16 protein-coding genes are annotated in these 19,215 nt (G+C 67.9%); 8 read left to right on the top strand and 8 right to left on the bottom strand.

The annotated features are described in order from the left end of the window. Positions 1 to 48 precede the first annotated feature (48 nt). Positions 49 to 726 carry a TetR/AcrR family transcriptional regulator gene (locus W7S_RS05110; protein WP_008254172.1) on the bottom strand — a complete coding sequence of 226 codons (678 nt, stop codon included), beginning with the start codon at positions 724 to 726 and terminating at the stop codon, positions 49 to 51. A gap of 629 nt (positions 727 to 1,355) precedes the next feature. On the opposite strand from W7S_RS05110, the gene W7S_RS05105 reads away from it, so the two are divergent. Genes W7S_RS05105 through W7S_RS05080 form a run of 6 tightly spaced genes read left to right on the top strand, consistent with a single transcriptional unit; the run spans position 1,356 to position 9,285 of the window. Further along, positions 1,356 to 2,591 carry a PPE family protein gene (locus tag W7S_RS05105; RefSeq protein WP_008254171.1) on the top strand — a complete coding sequence of 412 codons (1,236 nt, stop codon included), beginning with the start codon at positions 1,356 to 1,358 and terminating at the stop codon, positions 2,589 to 2,591. A 59-nt stretch (positions 2,592 to 2,650) separates the two neighbouring features. Continuing rightward, complete coding sequence (locus W7S_RS05100; RefSeq protein WP_008254170.1) at positions 2,651 to 3,223, top strand: dTDP-4-dehydrorhamnose 3,5-epimerase family protein; 573 nt, start codon at positions 2,651 to 2,653, stop codon at positions 3,221 to 3,223. Beyond that, complete coding sequence (locus W7S_RS05095) at positions 3,208 to 4,794, top strand: sugar transferase (protein ID WP_008254169.1); 1,587 nt, start codon at positions 3,208 to 3,210, stop codon at positions 4,792 to 4,794. Before W7S_RS05100 ends, W7S_RS05095 begins: the two co-directional genes overlap by 16 nt. Before the next feature lie 11 nt (positions 4,795 to 4,805). Next, entirely contained in the window at positions 4,806 to 6,281 is a 1,476-nt protein-coding gene (locus tag W7S_RS05090) for a flippase (RefSeq protein WP_008254168.1), read from the top strand. Further along, on the top strand, positions 6,278 to 8,230 hold the full coding sequence (locus tag W7S_RS05085) for a glycosyltransferase (protein WP_008254166.1): 1,953 nt from the start codon (positions 6,278 to 6,280) through the stop codon (positions 8,228 to 8,230). Before W7S_RS05090 ends, W7S_RS05085 begins: the two co-directional genes overlap by 4 nt. 11 nt (positions 8,231 to 8,241) lie before the next feature. Then, entirely contained in the window at positions 8,242 to 9,285 is a 1,044-nt protein-coding gene (locus tag W7S_RS05080; protein WP_014711048.1) for a glycosyltransferase family 4 protein, read from the top strand. A gap of 8 nt (positions 9,286 to 9,293) precedes the next feature. Here the strand turns inward: W7S_RS05080 and W7S_RS05075 are convergent, their stop codons facing one another. Together W7S_RS05075 and W7S_RS05070 are read right to left on the bottom strand one after the other, a co-directional pair. Next, complete coding sequence (locus W7S_RS05075) at positions 9,294 to 9,779, bottom strand: glycosyltransferase (protein WP_008254162.1); 486 nt, start codon at positions 9,777 to 9,779, stop codon at positions 9,294 to 9,296. Further along, positions 9,776 to 10,231 carry a polysaccharide biosynthesis protein gene (locus W7S_RS05070; RefSeq protein ID WP_008254160.1) on the bottom strand — a complete coding sequence of 152 codons (456 nt, stop codon included), beginning with the start codon at positions 10,229 to 10,231 and terminating at the stop codon, positions 9,776 to 9,778. Before W7S_RS05070 ends, W7S_RS05075 begins: the two co-directional genes overlap by 4 nt. Positions 10,232 to 10,444: 213 nt before the next feature. Between W7S_RS05070 and W7S_RS05065 the strand changes: the two genes are divergently transcribed. Then, positions 10,445 to 11,563, top strand: coding sequence for a Gfo/Idh/MocA family protein (locus W7S_RS05065; RefSeq protein ID WP_008254151.1), 1,119 nt, complete (start codon positions 10,445 to 10,447; stop codon positions 11,561 to 11,563). Next, positions 11,560 to 12,435, top strand: coding sequence for a hypothetical protein (locus W7S_RS05060; RefSeq protein WP_008254150.1), 876 nt, complete (start codon positions 11,560 to 11,562; stop codon positions 12,433 to 12,435). Before W7S_RS05065 ends, W7S_RS05060 begins: the two co-directional genes overlap by 4 nt. 14 nt (positions 12,436 to 12,449) lie before the next feature. Here the strand turns inward: W7S_RS05060 and W7S_RS05055 are convergent, their stop codons facing one another. From W7S_RS05055 to W7S_RS05035, 5 genes are read right to left on the bottom strand one after another with little or no spacing between them, the layout of a single operon-like run. After that, the gene (locus tag W7S_RS05055) at positions 12,450 to 14,135 is read right to left on the bottom strand and encodes a GMC oxidoreductase (RefSeq protein WP_369751745.1); all 1,686 of its coding nucleotides are present in this window, start codon (positions 14,133 to 14,135) and stop codon (positions 12,450 to 12,452) included. 8 nt (positions 14,136 to 14,143) lie between these two features. Further along, entirely contained in the window at positions 14,144 to 15,070 is a 927-nt protein-coding gene (locus tag W7S_RS05050; protein ID WP_008254146.1) for an aldo/keto reductase, read from the bottom strand. A 16-nt stretch (positions 15,071 to 15,086) separates the two neighbouring features. Beyond that, positions 15,087 to 16,100 carry a glycosyltransferase family 4 protein gene (locus tag W7S_RS05045; RefSeq protein ID WP_008254144.1) on the bottom strand — a complete coding sequence of 338 codons (1,014 nt, stop codon included), beginning with the start codon at positions 16,098 to 16,100 and terminating at the stop codon, positions 15,087 to 15,089. A 15-nt stretch (positions 16,101 to 16,115) separates the two neighbouring features. Next, the gene (locus tag W7S_RS05040; RefSeq protein WP_008254142.1) at positions 16,116 to 17,618 is read right to left on the bottom strand and encodes an O-antigen ligase; all 1,503 of its coding nucleotides are present in this window, start codon (positions 17,616 to 17,618) and stop codon (positions 16,116 to 16,118) included. Further along, positions 17,615 to 19,081, bottom strand: coding sequence for a polysaccharide biosynthesis tyrosine autokinase (locus tag W7S_RS05035; RefSeq protein ID WP_008254140.1), 1,467 nt, complete (start codon positions 19,079 to 19,081; stop codon positions 17,615 to 17,617). Before W7S_RS05035 ends, W7S_RS05040 begins: the two co-directional genes overlap by 4 nt. Positions 19,082 to 19,215 lie beyond the last annotated feature (134 nt).

The raw sequence follows: 19,215 nt of genomic DNA, 5'->3' as shown, positions 1-19,215 counted from the left end.
CTGCACCTCCGCAGTCTCGCCGGATCCGCAGATCGCTCGCCGTCGTTTTTACTGCGCGTCGTCATCGGTGGAACTGGTGTTGATGGCGAGCGTCGCACGCCGCCTGAGGAATTGGCGGAAGTAATCGATTCGGTCCGGTTGAAGTATCCCGGTGAGCAGCAAGGACCAGCACTTTTCCAAGTCGCCCAGGAACCGTTCCGGGTCGTCCAGGTTGCTGGTCTTTCGCAGTCCCATGTGCAGGGACACCATCATGCGGCCGATGTCCTGCGGGTCGCAATGTTCATGGATGTCGCCCTCGGCCATGGCCTGTTCGGCGACTTTGCCCAGGTTTCTGATCCAGCGGTCGAACAGCTTTTCCTGCATCCCGTCGGGCAGGCCGACCGACTCCATCAGGTTCAGTCCCGACCTGACGAGGTCCATCTTGATGTCGCGGACGGCGATCAGATACGAGAAGTCGATGAGCGTCTCGAGGCCCGAGAGCCCGCGCGTCAGCAGGTCACGCACGCCGGCCGCGCCGTCCTCGACCTGGCTTTCGATGATGGCGACCGCCAACGCGTGCTTCGACTTGAAGTGGAAATACATTGCGCCCTTGGTCAGTTCGGCCTCGGCGAGAATGTCGTCGAGCCCGACGTCGTGGTAGGGCCTACGGGCGAACTGGTGCGACGCGGCCCGCAGAATCTGTTGCCGGGTCGCGTCGGCGCGTCCGTCAGTCGAATGTGTCGTCATCGCAATCGAGAAATCAGTTCTTCGAGGCCAGGATCGCGCGGCAAGCCGTGGCACCGAGGCTGACGCCGCGGGCGGCATCGCCCGCCCTTGCGTCGACCGACGCCTTGCTCAAGCAGGGCACACACACCTCGGTTCTTCACAGATTGGGAGCCAACACGCGCCCGCGTCGCTCAAGATTTCTAGCCCACTTCTGAGGTTAGCAGTCATACGGCTGTCCCGGTTGACGCTCCTGTAAATACTTGAGGTTTATGTCACAGCGTGTTGTCAAACCTATAGTATGTTTTATACGCTATTGTGCGTACGTCAGTCTGATTTGACCCGCGGACCGTCTCGACCGTCCGTATCGCACGAAGGAGAACGCACATGCCCCCTCTCACCACGCCTTATTCGGGCCGCGTGGTGGGAGGGGGCATGGACGCCGCGCCCACGCCCTCGTCGGCCCTGGGCCCCAACAGCGTGCGCGACCGGGGACTTACGGCCTTTAGCGAGGGACCAATGACCCATAGCCCTCGAACGGGCCTATTTCCATACTTGAGGTATGTACTTGGCGGCTTTATTGGTCTCAGAGCATGCGACGTGAGCGCTTTCGCCGGATCCGCGACGCGATCCGCTGACGGGAGGGCCGTCAAGTGATCGATTTCGGAGCGCTTCCCCCGGAGGTCAACTCCGCGCGGATGTACGCCGGTCCCGGCCCCTTCTCGCTGATGACCGCGGCGGTGGCCTGGGACGCTTTGGCCGCCGAACTGCACGCCGCGGCGAGTTGCTACCGCTCGGTGATCGCCGGGTTGACCACCGGGCGCTGGCTGGGCCCGTCGTCGCTGACCATGGCGTCGGCGTACGCGCCATACATGGCGTGGATGGCCGGCGCCGGAGCGCGAGCCGCGGAGACGGCCGGTCAAGCCAGGCTCGCCGTGGAGGTTTTCGAGGCCGCCTTCGCGATGACCGTCCCGCCGCCCGCGGTCGCGGCCAACCGGGCGCAGCTCGCGACGCTTGTCGCGACCAACTTCTTCGGGCAGAACACCGCGGCCATCGCGGCCACCGAGGCCGAATACGGCGAGATGTGGGCGCAGGACGCCGCGGCGATGTATGCGTACGCCGCGGGTTCGGCGGCCGCGTGCGAGGTGACACCGTTCACCCCGGCGCCGAACGTGACCAACGAGAGTGGGGTGGCCCAGCAGGCCGCCGCGGTCGGGAAGGCCACCTCGGAGACGGAGCAGGCGAACCTGGCGAATGTGGTGTCCAAGGTGCCCAACTCGCTGCACCAGCTGTCCTCGCCGATGAAAACCGGGACCACCCTCCTCAGCGACGTCGCCACCGATACCAGTTCTGGCGCCGGGGATGCCATTACCGGCGCTGGGGCCGGCGCGGGCGACGCGGCCAATTCGTCGATCATGACGGGCCTCGCGTCGGGCATCCCCGGCGCCATCCCCAGCGCATTCTCGGCGGCGGCGACCCCCCTGTACGGCATGTCCTCCATCCTCGGCATCGCCCAGACCGCGCAGGGCTTGGCAAAAGCCGCCGGCGACGGCGTCATGGCCGCTGCCTCGGGAGCGGCGAGTGCGGCCAGTTCGGGTGCCGGAGCGCTCGGATCGATCGGATCGCTCGGATCCGGCATCTTCGGCAGCCTCGGCAAGGCGGCCATGCTGGGTCCGTTGGCGGTGCCGGCGAGCTGGACCAGCGTGATTCCCGCCGCCCACAGCGCCGTGTCGGCGCTGCCCGCGATCAACCTCGCGGGCGCCAACGTGCCGCCCAGCGTGATGGGCTCGCTGCCCCGCCTCGCGGCCGCCTCGGGCAAGAACCTCGGGCCCCGATACGGCGTGATCCCGACCGTGATGACCCGCCCGCTGTCCGCCGGATACGCGTAGGCCATGTCATGAGCGGACAGGTTTTTTTAAAAGGCCCGGTGCAGGAGAAGGAGCGGTAAGTGAAGTACACGCCCACCAAGGTCGCCGGGGTGACAATCATCGACTTCGAACTCAACCACGACCATCGCGGGTTCTCCTCACGTTCGTTCTCCGCCCGCGACTTCGCCAACCATGGGCTGGATTTCGAAGTCGCGCAGACGAATATCTACTTCAACTACACCCGCGGCACCGTGCGTGGCCTGTACCGCCGGGTGCCGCCGCACGCCGAGGCGAAACTGGTCCGTTGCACGCGCGGTGCCATCGCCGCCGTCGCGGTCGACGTCCGCCCCGACTCGCTGACCTACGGCGACCACGTGATGGTGCAGTTGAGCGCCGACGACCAACGCACGCTGTTCTTGCCCCCGTATGTCGCTTATGGCTTCCAGACGCAGGTCGACGACACCGAGGTCACCTTTCACGTCAGCGGCCAGTACGCGATGGCCGACGAGCAGGGGATCCGCTGGGACGACCCCGAATTCGGAATCTCGTGGCCGATACCGGTCACCGTCATCTCCGAGCAAGACGCGAGCTGGCCCTCGCGCAAATCCAGATTGGCACCAGTCGAACAGGTGGCATCATGCGTCAGTCGGTGATCGTTCCCAACACGGTGGATGTCGTGGCGCCCAGCTGGCGGCAGCTCAAGGCCTGGCCGGCGGGCACGACGGCGTCGCACCTCGGCGAGGCCGCGGGTCCGCCCGTGATCGCCCCCGCCGCGGCTCCGGCTGCTGCGAATACCGCACAGCGCTGGCAGGACCGCTACTCGCAGGGTCTGCGCATCAGTGACTCGGTGATCGTCTTCGCGTCGGTGCTGCTCGCCCAGTACGTCCGCTTCGGGGAGATCGCGAACACCTCGGGTTACTCGGACCCGACCATGACGCTGTTCTCCTTCCTGTTCGCGGCGCTGTGGCTGTCGGCCCTCGCGGTATTCCAAACGCGCTCAACGCGAATCATCGGCGCGGGGATCGAGGAGTACCGCCGGATCGGCACCGCGTCCTTCTGGACGTTCGGGATCATCGCCATGGTGACGTTGCTCGCCAAGGTCGATCTGGCCCGCGGCTATCTGGCGATCGCGCTTCCCGTCGGCACCGTGGGATTGCTGGCCAGCCGCAGCGTGTGGCGAAAGCACATCTGCCACAAGCGCGTCCAGGGCGAGTGCCAGACCCGCGTCTTGGCGATCGGAGACCGGCAATCGGTCACGCACCTCGCGCACGAACTGGACCGTAACCCGGTGGCCGGGTGCGTCGTGGTCGGCGTCTGCATCCCCGGTTACGGGCCGGCGCGCGGCAACACCCTGACGATCGGCGGCCGCCAGGTCCCGATCCTGGGCGACCAAACCCAGGTGGCGACGGCGATCGACAGCTGCGGCGCGGACACCGTCGCGGTGACCCAAACGGATCACTTTGGGATGCACGGGATCAGGGAACTGCTGTGGCAGCTGGAGACCCGCGACGTCGACCTGGTGGTGTCGCCCGGCGTCATGGACGTCACCGAGGCTCGGTTGACCCTGCGCCTGACCGGCGGGCTGCCGCTGCTGCATGTCGACAAGCCGCAATACGAAGGGGCGCACCGCTTTCAGAAGCAGGCCTTCGACTTCGTGTTCTCGCTGGCGGCGCTGGTCGCCACAGCACCGGTGCTCGTCGCCGCTGCCATCGCCATCAAACTGACCAGCAAGGGCCCCGTCTTCTACCCGTCGGAACGCATCGGCACCGACGGAAAGCCCTTTACGATGCTGAAGTTCCGCACGATGGTCGACGGGGCGGACACTCAGCTCGAGCACCTGCTGGCCGTCAACGAGGGCGCCGGCGGCATGCTGTTCAAGATGCGCCAGGACCCCCGGGTCACCCCCATTGGCAGAATTCTCCGCCGGTACAGCATCGATGAGCTCCCGCAATTCATCAACGTCCTCAGGGGGGACATGAGCGTCGTCGGGCCCCGGCCCCCGTTGCGCCGCGAAGTCGACAACTACGACGGCGAGGTCAAGAGGCGCTTGCTGGTGAAGCCGGGCGTCAGCGGGCTGTGGCAGGTGAGCGGCCGGTCGGACCTGTCCTGGGACGAGTCGGTGCGCCTGGATCTGTCCTACGTCGACAACTGGTCGATGTCGGGTGATCTGATGATCGTCGCCAAGACGGTGAAAGCAGTCCTGACAAGCCACGGAGCCTACTAGGCTCGCGAGCCATGACCGAGCCAACGGCACCCGCCGCGGTGGTGCCCACGGTGCCGCTCGCGCGGATGGCTCACGCGTTCTCGATCCAGCTGATCTGCCGGGCGCTGGGGATGCTCGCGTCCGTGGTTTCGGTGGCGATGACCGCCCGCTATCTGGGTCCCGGACGCTACGGCCAGCTCACCATCGCGGTGGCGTTCGTCGCGATGTGGACCAGCTTCGCCGATCTGGGCATCGCCACCGTCATCGTGCGGCGGGTGACCTCCGGGCGCGGCGAACTCGAACGCCTGGTGCGCATCAACAGCGGCCTGGCCCTTCTCTACTGCGGTCCCCTCGCGGTGCTGGCGGCCGGGTCGGGGCTGCTCATCTATCACGACACCCAGGTGCGGGTGATGCTCGTCGTGCTGGCGGGCGGGCTGCTGCTGCAGACCATGACGACACGGTTCGAACCGGTATTCCTTGCCACCGTCCGGTTCTCCGCGGTGGCCATCTCCGACGTCGCCGCCCGGGTGAGCACGCTGGCCATGGTCGCCGGGCTGGTCGCGGCGCACTCGGACGTCATCTGGTTCGCGGTCGCACAGCTGATCCCACCGGCGGTGCAGCTACTGATCCAGGGCGCCGCCGCGATGCGGCACATCTCGGTACGGCCACTGTTCGCCCCGCGGGAAGCCGCCGACCTGTTACGGGAAAGCTTGCCGCTGATCGGATTTATGATCGTCGGGCTCCTGTACTGCCGCGCCGATGGCGTGATCCTGTCCCTGCTGAGCACCCACTCCGAGGTGGGCGTGTACGGGCTGGCCCTGACGATCTCGTTCAACACGATCGTGGTCTCGCTGATCTTCCACAAGTCGACGCTGGCGACGGCCACCGAGCTGTTCTCGCGCGACGTCGCGGCGTTCGCCCGATTTCTGCGCCGCAGCGTCGAATTGATGTACTTCGTGGCGATTCCGATCGCCGTTGTGGGCGTGCTGCTGGCCGGGCCGCTGATCGGGTTGTTCGGCAAGAGCGCGTTCATCGAACGCGGGACGCCCACACTGGCGTTGCTGTTCGTCGCCGCGGCCCTGCGGTTCGTCGGGGGCACCCTGGGCCAGGGGTTGGTGGCTTCCCATCATCAACAGGTCCTGCTGTGGCTGACGGTGGCGACCCTCGCGCTCAACGTCGCGCTCAACCTCGCCCTGGCGGGGCGCTTCGGCGCCGTCGGACCCGGCGTGGCGCTGGTGTGCACGGAACTGTTCAACATGACGATCTCCAGCTGGTGGCTGCGCCGACGCTGCGGCTACCGCACCCCCGTGACGTTCGTGCTGCGCTTGCTGATTCCGACGGGGACGAGCGTGGTTGTGACACTGCTGCTTTCGGGTCACCACGTAATCCTGGTACTGACCGCCGCAGCCGCCGCCTACCTGGCCACCAGCGCGACCTTCGGCCCGATCAGCTGGTCGACCCTGACCTCTCTACGGGCCACGCTGCGCGAGGAGCAGCCGACGGCATGACCCGTGAAACGGACCGGGCATATCTGAAGCGCCCAGTCGGCGACACCGCCGGCCTGCCGCCCACGCGCTCGCTGGCCGTGCTGATCGTGAGCGAATCCGGCCGGCAGCCCCTCGAGGTCTGCCTCGACAGCGTCGCCGAGCATTTACCCGAGCTGCCGGTTCACGTCTACGACCGCAGCGGCTCGGGGCATGCGGAACTCGCCGCGAAATACCCTGCGGTCCGGTGGTTTTCGGGCCAGGCGAACGTCGGTTTCGCCGCGGCCTGCAACACGCTGGTGGAGCACATGCCCGCCGATACGGACCTCCTGCTGCTGGACCCCCATGCCCGCCTGCTGGGGCCGCTGAATCGGACCCGGGAGTTACTTCGTCGGCCCAGGGTGGCGGCGGTTTCGCCGCTCGCACGCGACGCCGCCGCGCCGGACCGGGCGCCGTGGGACGTCGCCGCCCGACGCCACACCGTCAGCCGCGAGCTGCGCGCGGCGGGCGGGCGTCCCGGCCCGCACCGTCGCACGACGCCCGCACGGCGGTACTCTTGCCAGCCTCCCGAATCGCGAACCATCGACGGCGATTTGGCTCCGGTCTGCCTGGCGATCAGCAGAGCGGCCTGGAACACCGTCGGCTCCTTCGACGAGGAGTACTTCGGCTACGGCGAGGCGGCCGACTGGCAGGCCCGGGCCCGCGCCGCCGGCTGGCGCATCCTGCTCGCCGACGAGCTCGGCGTCGAGCGCCGCGACCCGGTGAGCGACGAGGTCGACGAGGGCCCCCGACAGCGCCGCGATCGGGACCTGGCGCGAACCAACACCGCGCTGTTGCTCGAACATCACAACAGCGTTCACCGCGCGGACGTATACCTGGCCGGCACAGCCGCCTTGCAGCGGTTACGGCGGGGCAAACGCGCGCGCCGGCAAACCGGCCTGCCGTCGATAGTCATCGTCACCAACCGCCTGGTCTACGGGGGCGCCGAGCGGCAAAAGGCGCTCTTGGCAACGGAATTGGACCGCCGCGGTTACGCGGTCACTGTCGTCTGCGTGCAGCGGTTCGGCCCGCTGATCGCCGAAATTCCGGACACGGTGCGGGTGATCCGCCAGCCGTGGTGGGCGCCGATGGTCGACATGGCCGAGGGCCCGGCGGTGCTGATCACCGGCGACACCAATACCGAGGTGGGATTCGGCACGTTGTGGCGCGCGGCCGGCCGGAGCCGTCGATGGCTGGTCGCACCGCACGTCCCTCCCGAGGAGGACCGGCCGATCTACTCGCGGCCACTGACCGCGGCGATGTGCCGCGCGGACGGATTCATCGTTTTGGCACAACGCCATTGGGACATGCTGGCCAAACAGCATCGGCTTCGGGGACGGTACTTCGTCGCGCCCAACGGCGTCGCCGACCTCGGGGAGCCGAGCCCCCGGCAGCGCGGCGCCGGCCGACCGCTACACCTGGTCATGCTCTCGCGCATCGTCGAGCACAAGAACCCGCATCTGCTGATCGAGGCGCTGAGCGGCCTCGCTGAGATGCCCTGGCGATTGTCGATTTTCGGCGACGGGCCCGATCGAGAGAGGCTGCAGGCACGCACACCCGCCGGGTTGGGCGATCGCGTCGAGTGGCGGGGATGGTCGGCCGGGCCGGGCCCCGGGCTGGCCGACGCGGACCTGCTGTGTGTTCCCAGCCGCTCCGAGGCCTTCCCGGTGGTGATCCTCGAGGCGATGGCCAGGGCGGTGCCGGTCGCGGCGTCGGCGGTTTGCGCTGTCCCGGAAATGTTGGATTTCGGAGGGGCGGGGTTCCTGGTCGAGCCCGTCTCCGCGTCGGGGTGGCGAGAACACCTGGCCCGGATCATGGCGGAGCCCGACGCGCTGCCGTCGGTCGGACGACGCGGCTATGAGCGCATGCGCAAGCATTACACGGTGGAGGCGATGGCCGACGCGTACCTGGGCGCGATCGGGGCTGTGCTGTGAATTCGCCTCGGGTGCTGTGGCTTTCGCCGTGGACGCGACCGGCGGTTCGGGTGCAAGCCGAGGCGCTGCTGCGCCACGGTGCCGACGTGCTGTTGGTCACCTCCGATCAGCATCCGGAGTCGGACGCCGCGCGCGATTACGAGTTGGTGCTCGATCCGCGCTTTCGCACGGCCGCGACCTGGCTGCCGACCCTGAAAGCCTGGCGCCGCGTCCGCCGCTTCCGGCCCGACATCGTGATCGCCGAACTGGTGCGGGATCCGCGCTGGATCGCGTTGGCCGGGCGAGCCCCGCGCATTCAGGTGGTACACGACGATCGGCCGCACGGCCCCGACGAACTGACGCCGGCCTACGAGCGCGCCGTGTTCGACCGCTGGGCCGCGCGCTCGGCAGCCACCATCACCTACAGCGACTATGTCGCGGCCGCGGTGTCCGCGCGCCGCGATGTCGCCGGTACGCCGGTGCATGTCGTGCCGCTGGCCAGCGACCTCGATCTCGACCGCGTTCCGCCGTTCGTGGGGCCCGAACGGCGCCGCGATTTCGTCATGTTCGGCCGGCTCAACCCGTACAAGAACGTCGATGTCGTGCTGGCGGCCTGGCAGCGGCATGTGGTCGGCGGCGGCTGGCGAGGCGACAACCTGGTGCTCGTCGGCGACGGGCCGCTGGACGCCGAAGCGCTGCCCAAACACACGCTCTGGCGCAACGGCAGCTTCCGCTACGCCGATGTCATCCCCACGCTGGCCGCCGCCAAAGGGTCGCTCGCCCACTATCGGCGCGCCTCACAGAGTGGCGTGCAGTCGCTCTCGATGCAGCTGGGCGTCATGCCGATCGTGTCGACCGCCGGCGCGTTGCCCGAATACCAGCCGCCGGGTGTGGCCCCGATCGGGGTCGACGACGTCGCCGGGCTCGCCGCCGCTTTCGACCTCCTGGCCGATCCGGTGACCGCGGCCCGCCTGGGGGCCGACGCGGCGCGCCACTACGCGCACCGATGCGCGGTTGACCTTGTCGCCGTGCGCATTTTGGACGTCATCGCCCAGGTGCTGGATCGCCGGCGGTGACGTGAGGCTCAGGCCAGGCCCCGCCAGAACGTCTCCAGCCACCCGGTGAGTTCGCGGGCCCGGCCCAGCGCATCGGGTGGCGCCGATCGGGACCGCGTCGCCGCGATGGCCGCCGGGAGCTCCTCTGTTTCCCGGACCACGGTCGCCAGCCCGGCACCCGCCATCTTCTCGGCGAACGGCAACTGGTGCTCATCGACGTGCTCCCCGCGCGACGAGCGACGCGGCACCAGCACGGGATGTTTCCCTTGCTCGACGCACAGCAGCGTCGATCCGGCGCCCGCGTGGGTCACGGCGACAGAGGCCCGCCGGATGTGCGTGCAGACGTCCCCGAAGGACAGGAAGCGCTCGAACGCGGCGTGGCGCGGCTCGAATTTGCAGGTGCCGAGCTGTACGAAAAAGTCCTCCCCCACCGCGTCGGTGCTCGCCAGCTCGTCCACCGCGCGCGCCAGCCGGTCGAAGGGATGGACCTCCATCCCCATGATCACGAAGATCACACGATCCTCCCGTGATACTCGGTGCGGGGAATCCGGTCGGCCAACTCGGGCCACTGCACCAGAAAGCGGGAGGCGAACGGCTTCACCATGCGGGCGGTGAGCGAGAGTTCGGTGATGCGGGTGATGGATTCGACGAACACGGTGGGAATCCGCAGCAGCCAGGCCAGCCACAGGAAGGGTGCGGCCACGCCCGATCCGGTCGTCAAGATCATGGCGGGGCGGTGGCGGATCAAAAGGCGTAGGGCCAGCACCAGATTGCGCAGCAGGTTGGGCACGTTACGGACCGTCGGGTGCGCGGCCCAGTACACCTCGCGCTCGTCGCGCAACAGGTAACGGGCGTCGGCGGTCCCGAAACTCACCCAAAACCGATCCTTGTCCTGCCAGAACTCGCGCAGGCAGAACATCTCGTAGATGTGCCCACCGGAGGACGCGATGAGGAGCAGCCGACCCATGTCTCCCCTCGGTTGAGGCGCACCGATCTTCTGGCGGCGGCGCGGCGATCCCGATGTCAAAGACTAACTCCCGTCGTGGCCGCGGCCGGGTTGCGACGGCAAACAGATCGAGCGGATTTCGCGATGATGCGTTGACCGGGTGCTAACGTCCACCTTGTTGGCGGGCCGTACACGTTGCCGATGCGGCACTCGGAGTGAGTAGAGGCGCGGACCATGATTCGAACGGCCATAGTCGGCCTGGGCAAGATGGGTCTTTCGCACCTCGCGATCCTTCGCACGCACCCGGACCTCGACGTGGTCGGCGTGTGTGACTCCGCCGGCTATCTACGCGACATCCTGGCCAAATACACCGGTCTGGACTGCTACGACGATTTCGATCGGATGCTGGCGCAGACGAAGGCGGACGCGGTTGTCGTCGCCGTTCCGTCGCGGCTGCACGCGCCGATGGTCGAAAAGGCCCTTGCCCGAGGCACACACGTCTTCTGCGAGAAACCGTTCGTCCTCGATGTCCGCGACGGCGAGCGCCTGGTGGCGCTCGCCGAGAGCAATCGGCTCGTCACGCAGGTCGGCTATCACTGCCGCTTCATCGGCGCCTTCCAAGAGGCGGCACGAATCGTCGCGGCGGGGGCTCTCGGGCAGGTACACCACGTGCGTGCCGAGGCATACGGCCCCGTCGTCCTTCGACAGAAGGGAAGCACGTGGCGCGGCGTCAAAGCCGAAGGCGGTGGCGCCCTCTACGACTACGCCTGCCACGCCATCGATTTGATGAACTTCATCGCCGGCGTGCCCCTAGCGGTCGACGGAGTCGTCCGCCACAGCGTTTTCTCGCGCGACGTCGACGACGAGGTCTACTGCACGATGCGCTACGGCAACGGCGCCAGCGGCCAACTGTGCGTGAACTGGAGCGACGAGAGCTTTCGCAAGATGTCGACGAAGGTTTCGGTGTGGGGAACCAACGGCCGCGTCGTCGCCGATCGGCAGGAATGCCAGATCTATCTCCGCGAGACGCACCCCGAGGTCCCCGACCTGGGGGCGGGATGGACGATCCGGTACACGACCGATCTCACCGACGAGGTCTGGTATTACCTTCGGGGTGAAGAGTATTCGGCGCAGATCGACTATTTCGCGCAGAGCATCAAGAACAACCGGTTGAACGGCGAGAACACTTTTCGCTCGGCGCTCGACGTCGATCGTGTGGTCGACATGATCACCGGCGCCGGAGCCGGCGCGGCCCCCCTGCCCCAGGCGGCCGCGAATGGCTCCCCGCGCGGCTCGCGGCGCCGCGAGATCGTCGCGCGCATCAGAAAACTCACGTCGCCGAGGGCATCATGACCATGGACCGTGTGCTGTTCGGCGACAACCAGTTCTTCGGCGTCAACCACATGTCCGAGGAGAAAGCGCGCGCCCAGGCGATACGCTTTCAGCACCTACCGCCCGTGCTGGCGACGCTGGACGCCGCGTACCAGGAAGGCATCCGTACGTTCGTGTGCACGACGCACGACCGGGTCGGCGAAATCTGCGATCATTTCCGCGCCAACCGGACCCGATACCCCGACTACGTCTTCTACCCGTGCATGCCGTACGCGCACAAGTACGCCAACGCCGTGACCGAGTTCGGGATGCTGGAGGCGCTGCGCAGGTTCCTGCCCGACGATGGGGCCGTCAAGTCGATGTTCAAGGGCGGTGTCGCCCTCGCGGGCAAGGACATCGAGCCGATCATGCAGCTATTGGTCGACGCGGAGATGAAGATGTTCGCCGAACTGTCCACGCCCGTCATCTTCATTCAAAACGTCGTCACCGACTTGCTTCTCGGCCTGGGCATGGACGAGGGGTTCCGGTTTTTCTCCGACCACGTCAGGCTCAAGTATGGCGCCGAGCCGGGCTTCATCACCATGAATCTCCCGCGCCTCCTCGACGCCCTCGACGGCCAGGGAATCGAGAATCCCATCGTGTGCGCCAATTTCAACAAGATCGGCTTCCGGATGTGTGGCGGAATCGAGCTCTACGAGAGGACAATCCGCGAGCGCCGCTGCCGTCTGATCGCGATGTCGGTGCTCGCCTCGGGCGCGATCCCGCCCCGCGAGGCCATCGATTACGTCTGCGGCCAGCCGCAGATCCATTCGATCGTCTTCGGCGCATCCAGCCGTGCGAACATTCGGCAGACGAAGTCGCTGATCGACGAGCTGTGGCAGGTCCCGACGTGATCCCCGGACCCCGGTTAGCTCGAATCCGTTGAAGAGCAGGTGATTCGGGCTTTCGCCAGACGCTCCGCGAGCCGCACGCCCAGCGCGATCCCGAGAAGCGTCGGGTTAGCCTGGCTCGATGTCGGCAACACCGAGGTGCTCGCGACGTAGAGTCCGCGAACCCCATGGACTTGCAGGTGTGGATCTACGACGCCGCCTTCCGGCGATGTCGACATCCGGGTGGTTCCCGCCTGGTGGTAGCCGGTCCGCTTCTTCATGTACGCACGGACCGCGGCCTCGACATCGTCGGTCAGCCACTCCACGTATCCCACGCCGTGGCGGCGAAGGTGGTCATCGATGGCGGCGACGGCCTTGCGCACGCTTGCGTAATCGGCGTCGGAGAAGTGCATGCTGGTGCGAATCCTCCTCATGCCGAGGGCGTCTCGTTCGTCAATCAGCTCGACCCGGCTCTCCCAGTGCGGAAGGTGCTCGCCGTGGTACTGCAGCAGGTAGCGATTGTCGGCGCTCTTCACGAAGAAGCCGGGCGCCTTGCGGCCCCGGCGGAGGAACCGTGCGTAGCAGAAGGCGACGGCGAACCGGAGGGTACCGAACAGGTCTCGCGCGACGTTGCCCAGATGCGCAAGGATTCGTGGCGAACCGTCGGTCTTGGTGTGGGCCTCACGGATCGCCTCGGCGAGCAGGAATCGTCCGATCGGCGAGATCAGTGTCAGGTACACCCCGGACAGGATCCCGCTTCCGTGACTCGGGTCGCTGATCGGCGGATTCACCAAGAAGATTGCGGCGTTTGGCATTTCGTTCTGGTGCAGCAGCTGCGGGTCGAAGGTGAAGCGCCGGCGAACATACACCCCCTCCCCGTCCCGCTCGTATCCGTGGATGACCTCATCGGTGGTGAATTGCACGCGCGCGACCCGGGCCTCGACGTGCGCCATGTACCAGCGTCCCAGGTGCCCGCCCGCGTTCCCCAGCCCCCCGGGGTGATGGCGATCCGACGCCAGCAGCAGGCGGGTGGCCTCCAAACCGCCGGTCGCGATGACGTAGTCCGTCGCGACCACTCGCCCCGCACCGCCGTTCAAGGACTTGACGACCAGGTGGTCGACGGTGTCGCCGGCCGCCGTCGTCACGATCTCGGTGCAGGTGAGGCCGGTCCACAGCGTGAGATGGGGCGAGTCTCGCAACGCCGCCCGGTAGCGGCGCCCGAAACGGGTTGGTAGCGCCCAGCGCTCGAGGTCGGTCGTGCGCACGTCGCCGTCGGGGAGCCCCGCGACCAAGTCGCGCTCCGCGATCTCGGGGATCTCGCGCGCATTGAACGCCGCCCGGCCGCATACCGCCCAGTCGCAGGCGCGTTGAAGGTAGGGCTCGACGTCGTCGTATCCGATGGGCCACGGCGCCTGCGCTGTGATGGGCCGGTCCTCGAAATCGATGGGGTCGAACTCGAGGCAGCGTCCCCCCCAGAGCGCCGAGGTTCCACCGACCTGCCGGCGGACCGTCAGCTCGCTACGCGAATGGAAGTAGTCGTCGTGCCGGGAATCGAACCTCGACAGCGCTTGGGCCGCACGGTCGTTGCGTTCGAGGCCGCTTTCGACGAGGACCACCTGCACGCCCGCCCCGGCGAGTTCCAGCGCGGTCGCGATGCCGATCGGGCCGGCCCCGACGACCACCACATCCGTTTCGATCGTCATGCCGTGGGCGAAGTCCTCCATGTCGCGAATCACGCGGCCGCACCCTCTCGGAACTCCTTGACGAGAGCGAGGAACCGCGCCACGGTCTCTGCGTCGGGTGGCGACGAGACCGCGTCGGCGGCTTCGGTGACCCGCTGCGGCCTGGTGGTGCTGTAAAGGATTGCGCGGCAGCCCGTTGCGGTGATCGACGAGGCGAGAATCAGCCGGGCCAGCACTCCGGGGGCCAGCGGGTCGGCCTGCAGGGCTTCGCGCCAGCGGCTTGCCATTCCGGGGTCGGCAAGCAAGGCGCCCGAGAGCTTGCGGTGCGGCCGCTCGAGTACGCCGAATGCGATATCGGCCGGTCTCGGCGAAGGATCGAGCACGTCGCTGCGGAGTTGGCTGACTGCCCGCGGCCCGAATGCGCGGACGAAGTCCAGCTCGAGCCCCTCGTCCTGCGAGACGCCCCAGGCGCGAATCTTTCCCTGTTGGCGCGCCCGCTCAAAGAATTCGCGAAGTTCGTCGCCCGCAACGGTGTCCTGAGGCCTCGGCGCGTGGACGAAGAGGATGTCGACATGGTCGACGCCGAGCGCCGCCAGGCTCTCGTCGAGGCTGCGTCTCGCGACGGCCGCGTCGTACACCCGGCCGCCCGCCGACGGGGCCTGCTGCCGCTTGACGATACGGCGCAGCGCGGGAGCCTTTTTCAGCAGCGCCCGGGTCGGGGCCTGGAATCGGCCGAGCCGCCGCGCCGCGCCCCCGACATCGATGCCGAACTTGGTGGCGATGGTCACGCTGTCGCGGTCGACCGTGCGCAAAAAGGCCCCGAGCTCCGCCTCCGCCATTCCCAGCCCGTACATCCGCGCGGTGTCGAAGTGGGTGATGCCGCTGTCCACGGCGCCGGCGAGCACGGCCATCCGTTCCTTCTTCGACGGCGACTGCATCAGTGCGCCGCATCCGAAACCGATTGCGCTGACCACCAATCGCGGTCCCTGAAGTTCAACCCGTCGCAATGTCGCAGCCCAGGTAGATACGGCGGAGTTCGGCGTCGATGACGTCGGGGCTCCGTGTCGCCGCGACGTGCGCTTGACCCCGCAGCCCGTCACGCTCGGCCAGCTCGGGGTCGCGCAGGTACCGGCCGATCGCGTTGGCCAACGCGGGCACATCGCCGACCGGGACCAGCATGCCCGGGTCGGGGGCGATCTCCGCCGTCCCACCGACGGGCGTCGCCACGAACGGCCGCGCGCCGGCCAGGGCCTCGGTCAGGATCATCGGCATGCCCTCCGCAAACGACGGGAGCACCACCACCCGGACCGAGCGGAGCAGCCCACGGACCGCGTCGGGGTGCATCGAACCTTCGACGGTCAGCCGCTCCGTCTCCGGCGGGGCATAGTCGTCGATGGGACCGATTATCCGACAACGGCCTTCGATGCCCTCGGCGAGAAGAAGCCGCCAGGCCGCCACAAGTCTGTCGACACCTTTTCGAAGCCCAACGGTGCCCGCGAACAGCGCCACGGGCGGCGTGGAGGCCGCCCCGGGCGCATCACGGTCGACCACGATCGGGTTCGGCACCACGGCGGTCCGCACCGTCGGCGCCACCTCGGCGACCGCGGCGCGCGCTTCCTCCGACAACAGGATCACATGGTCCGCCCGCTTCAACGTCGCACCCACGAAGCGGGGGCGCGACCTGGCGAACTCGGGAAAGTCGGGGCCATGGAGGGTGACGATCACCCGGAAACCCTTGGCCCTGGCCAAGCGGATCAACGGTCCTTCGCGCAGCCAGGCCCCGCCGTTGGAGATATGGAAGTGCACGATGGTGCCACGAGGGGACCGGGCCAGTGAAATCCCCGCGCGTGCGGTGAGAAACAGGTTCCTCAGATGGCGGTCCCCGTTCCACGTCGACAGGACCCGGATGTCGTCGGCGCCGATCTTGTTGTCGCGCAACACCCGGATCACGGACTGGGTCCCGCCGATGCTGTACATGTCGGGCCCCACGTGTGTCACTGAGATCATGTCGGCCTGGCTCGTCTACGGGAAAGTAACCGCGCCGACAGTGGCATCGAGGGGCGGGTCGGGCGTGGCGGCCGGCGCCGGATTGTCCTCGGTCCGGCTGCCCTCCGCGCCCCGGCGCCGCAACCCGGCGTAGCCCATCGCCGCCCCCAGCGCCATGCCCAGGCCCAAGGCGTCCATCGGCATCTCCGGCAACGGCCACACGGCGGATATCGCCAACAGGCCCGCGGCGACCGCCGCACTGATTTTCGCGGGCGCCGGGGCGCACCGCAGCGCGAGGATCACCGGCGTGAGCGCGAACAGCACGAACGCGGCCATCCCCACCGCCCCGGCCTTGGCCAGCCACCACAGGTAGAAGTTGTGGGAGTAGGCGGGATAGAGGTACCGATGGAATTCGTCGTCGCCGGTCGGCGGCTGGTACACGTAGCCCAGGCCGTGCCCGAACAACGGGGCCTGGGCGATGGTCTCCTTGAGGAGGTTGATTTCCCGCAGTCGTTCCAGCGCCGAATCGTCGACCGCGAGCGCGCTCGACGTAACCCCGCCCAGCACCCGCTGATTGAACGCAACGTACTGATCGGCCAGCCACGCCCCGGTCTTCGAACGCTGCAGCAAGAACAGCGACCCGGGCACGGCCACCGCGACGACGGCCAGGCCGACCGTGGCGGCCACGACCGCCCGCCGCACGGCCGCCCAACTCAGGCTGCCCAGCAATGCGACCGCGGCCGCCACCCCCATGGAGATCAGCGTGTTGCGGGAGAAGGACAGCAGCGAAATGCTCAGCGCCGGAAGGCCCAACGCGAGATACGCCCTGGGCCTGACACGTCCGACGATCGGGGCGGCGACCAGTGCGCTCAGCACCGCGGTGGCCGGCGTCTGGGTGGACAGGATGATGCGCACGGCCTGACCGGCACCCGTCGTCCCCTCCAGGCTTTCCGCCCGACCGGCCAACCGGATGGCGTACAGCGAGCTGATGATCGCCATCGCCGCCGAAAACCACAGGATCACGATCATCACCCGGATCGACCATCGGACGTGTCCGCTGTAGACGACGAACATCGCAAGGACGAAGCCGATCGCCATCTCGATCATGGTGGTCGCTTCACGGGTCACCGTGAGGTCGGGGTTTCCCGTGGCGAATCCGGTGGCCGTGGACCACAGCACCGCCGCCACCAGGATCCCGGGCAGCACGAAGTCGGACGACCGCGGTTTCGCGGTGGGGATCAGGTAGCAGATCGCGAGGATGGCCGCCAGGTGGTACGCGTAAATCGTCAGCGGGCCAAAGACTTTCCCCACGTGTAAGCCTTCGGGCAGTGCCGCGAACGCACCGAACAGCGTAACCCCCACCATCCCTTCGGGTTTCACCCAGTACACGACCACGCAGAACAACGCGGCGGTCAGCAGCACACCCTCGGTGGTCCGGCGAACCGAGAGCACGCCGAACGCGAAGCATCCGAACACGAAGATCGCCAGCAGGGCTCCATCCACGGCCAGGCGGTGACGGGCCCGCAGGTACGGGATCACGCCGGCCTGCTGACCTTTGACCGGTAGGCGCGGTCGGCGGCCCTGATGTGCAGCGACTGGCGGGCGTCGGTCAACACCGTGCCGACCACCTGTGCGCCGGCCGCGCGCAGGGCGGTCAACGCGTCCTTGAGTTCGTCCGCGGTCGTGCGCTTCGCCCGAACCACCAGCACGGTGGCGGGGACGGCACCGGCCAGCAGGCCGGTGTCGGCGGTCGCCAGCACCGGCGGACCGTCGATGACGATGCGGTCAAACCGTGAGGACAATTCCTGCACCACCCGGTCGATCACTTCCGGCAGGTACGCGCTGGGGGGCAGACTCTCGCGCCGGGCGGACCGCGACGCGAGGATGTGCAGCTTCGAAATCGGCGTCGGCTTCACCACCTGGGCGGCCGCGGCGGGGTCGGCGAGCGCGTTGGCCAGCCCCTCCCCCGATTCGACCCTGAGCAGACCGGCGATCACGTGCCGGCGGCTGTCGCCCTCGACCAGCAACGCGTCTTCGCCCATCTCGGCGAGCGCGAGCGCCAGGTTCATCGCCGTCGTCGTCGTTCCCTCGCCACCGAACGGGCCCGCCACCAACACCTGACGGGCGTTGGGTCCCATCGCCCTGAGCAGCCGGGTGCGCATGCCGCGCACCGCGTCGTCGAATGCGGTGTCGGTGCCGAACCGCGGAGTCCCGCCGCGCTTTCCCGGCAGTTCCGCCAAGGTCGGCAGGCCCGAGAGTTCCTCGAGCTTGGCGCGGGTGCGCACGGTGCGGTCGCCGGCCTCGCGGGTCAGTGCCACCGCGATGGCCAACAGCACACCGGCGATGAAGCCGATCGCCATGTTTCGCAGCGGCACCGGCGACACCGGAATCTTCGGAACGCGGGGCGGCTCGACCATCGTCGCCCGCGCCAAGGGCCACGGCTTGCCAGTCGGTCCCGCCGATGCCGGCACGTCGGACGGTTGACCCGATGGCGGCGGCGTCGTCTCGACCACCTCGGGTCGCGGTCCCGCGGTGACCGGCGTGGCCACGCCGTTCGACGCCGGGTTCGGGGCAAGCGTCGGCAGCATCGCGCTGAACTGACCGGCCATGGCGCCCGCCAGCGCGGCGGCGCGCGCCGGGTCGGTGTCTTTGACGCTGATCGTGAACAGCACCGATTTCGGGGTGTATTTCACTTGGGTTTGGCTCAGCAGATCATCGGCGCGCATGGGAAGTTGGAGCTGACGGATGGCGCGCTCGGCCACGATGTGTCCACCGGCGATTTGCGCGTACGACGACAGCCGTTCCTGGGCGGCCTGCGTGCCGCTGTACACCTCGTTGAGGTCGGTCGCACCGGAAAACGAGATGAGGACCGTGGCCGACGACTGGTAGTGCTTGGTCTGCAATGCGGTCACGAACGCGGCGCCGACGGTACACGCCAGCAGCGCGGTCAAGGCGAGTTTCCAGTGCGCGCCGAGAATCCGGACGAAGGTACGGAAATCCATCGGCTATTAACCTTTCTAAAAGCCTTCGGCGGGAAGAAAACTCTGCGGTTTCGTCCTACCAGCCGCGCATACCACTGCAGATTATGCAGCATCATCAGGCGGGCATTGGCGGAATCGCGGTCCCGCTGCCCCGG

The sequence above is a fragment of the Mycobacterium sp. MOTT36Y genome (assembly GCF_000262165.1).
Taxonomy (GTDB): domain Bacteria; phylum Actinomycetota; class Actinomycetes; order Mycobacteriales; family Mycobacteriaceae; genus Mycobacterium; species Mycobacterium intracellulare.
This window is presented reverse-complemented; position numbering and strand designations above follow the sequence as displayed.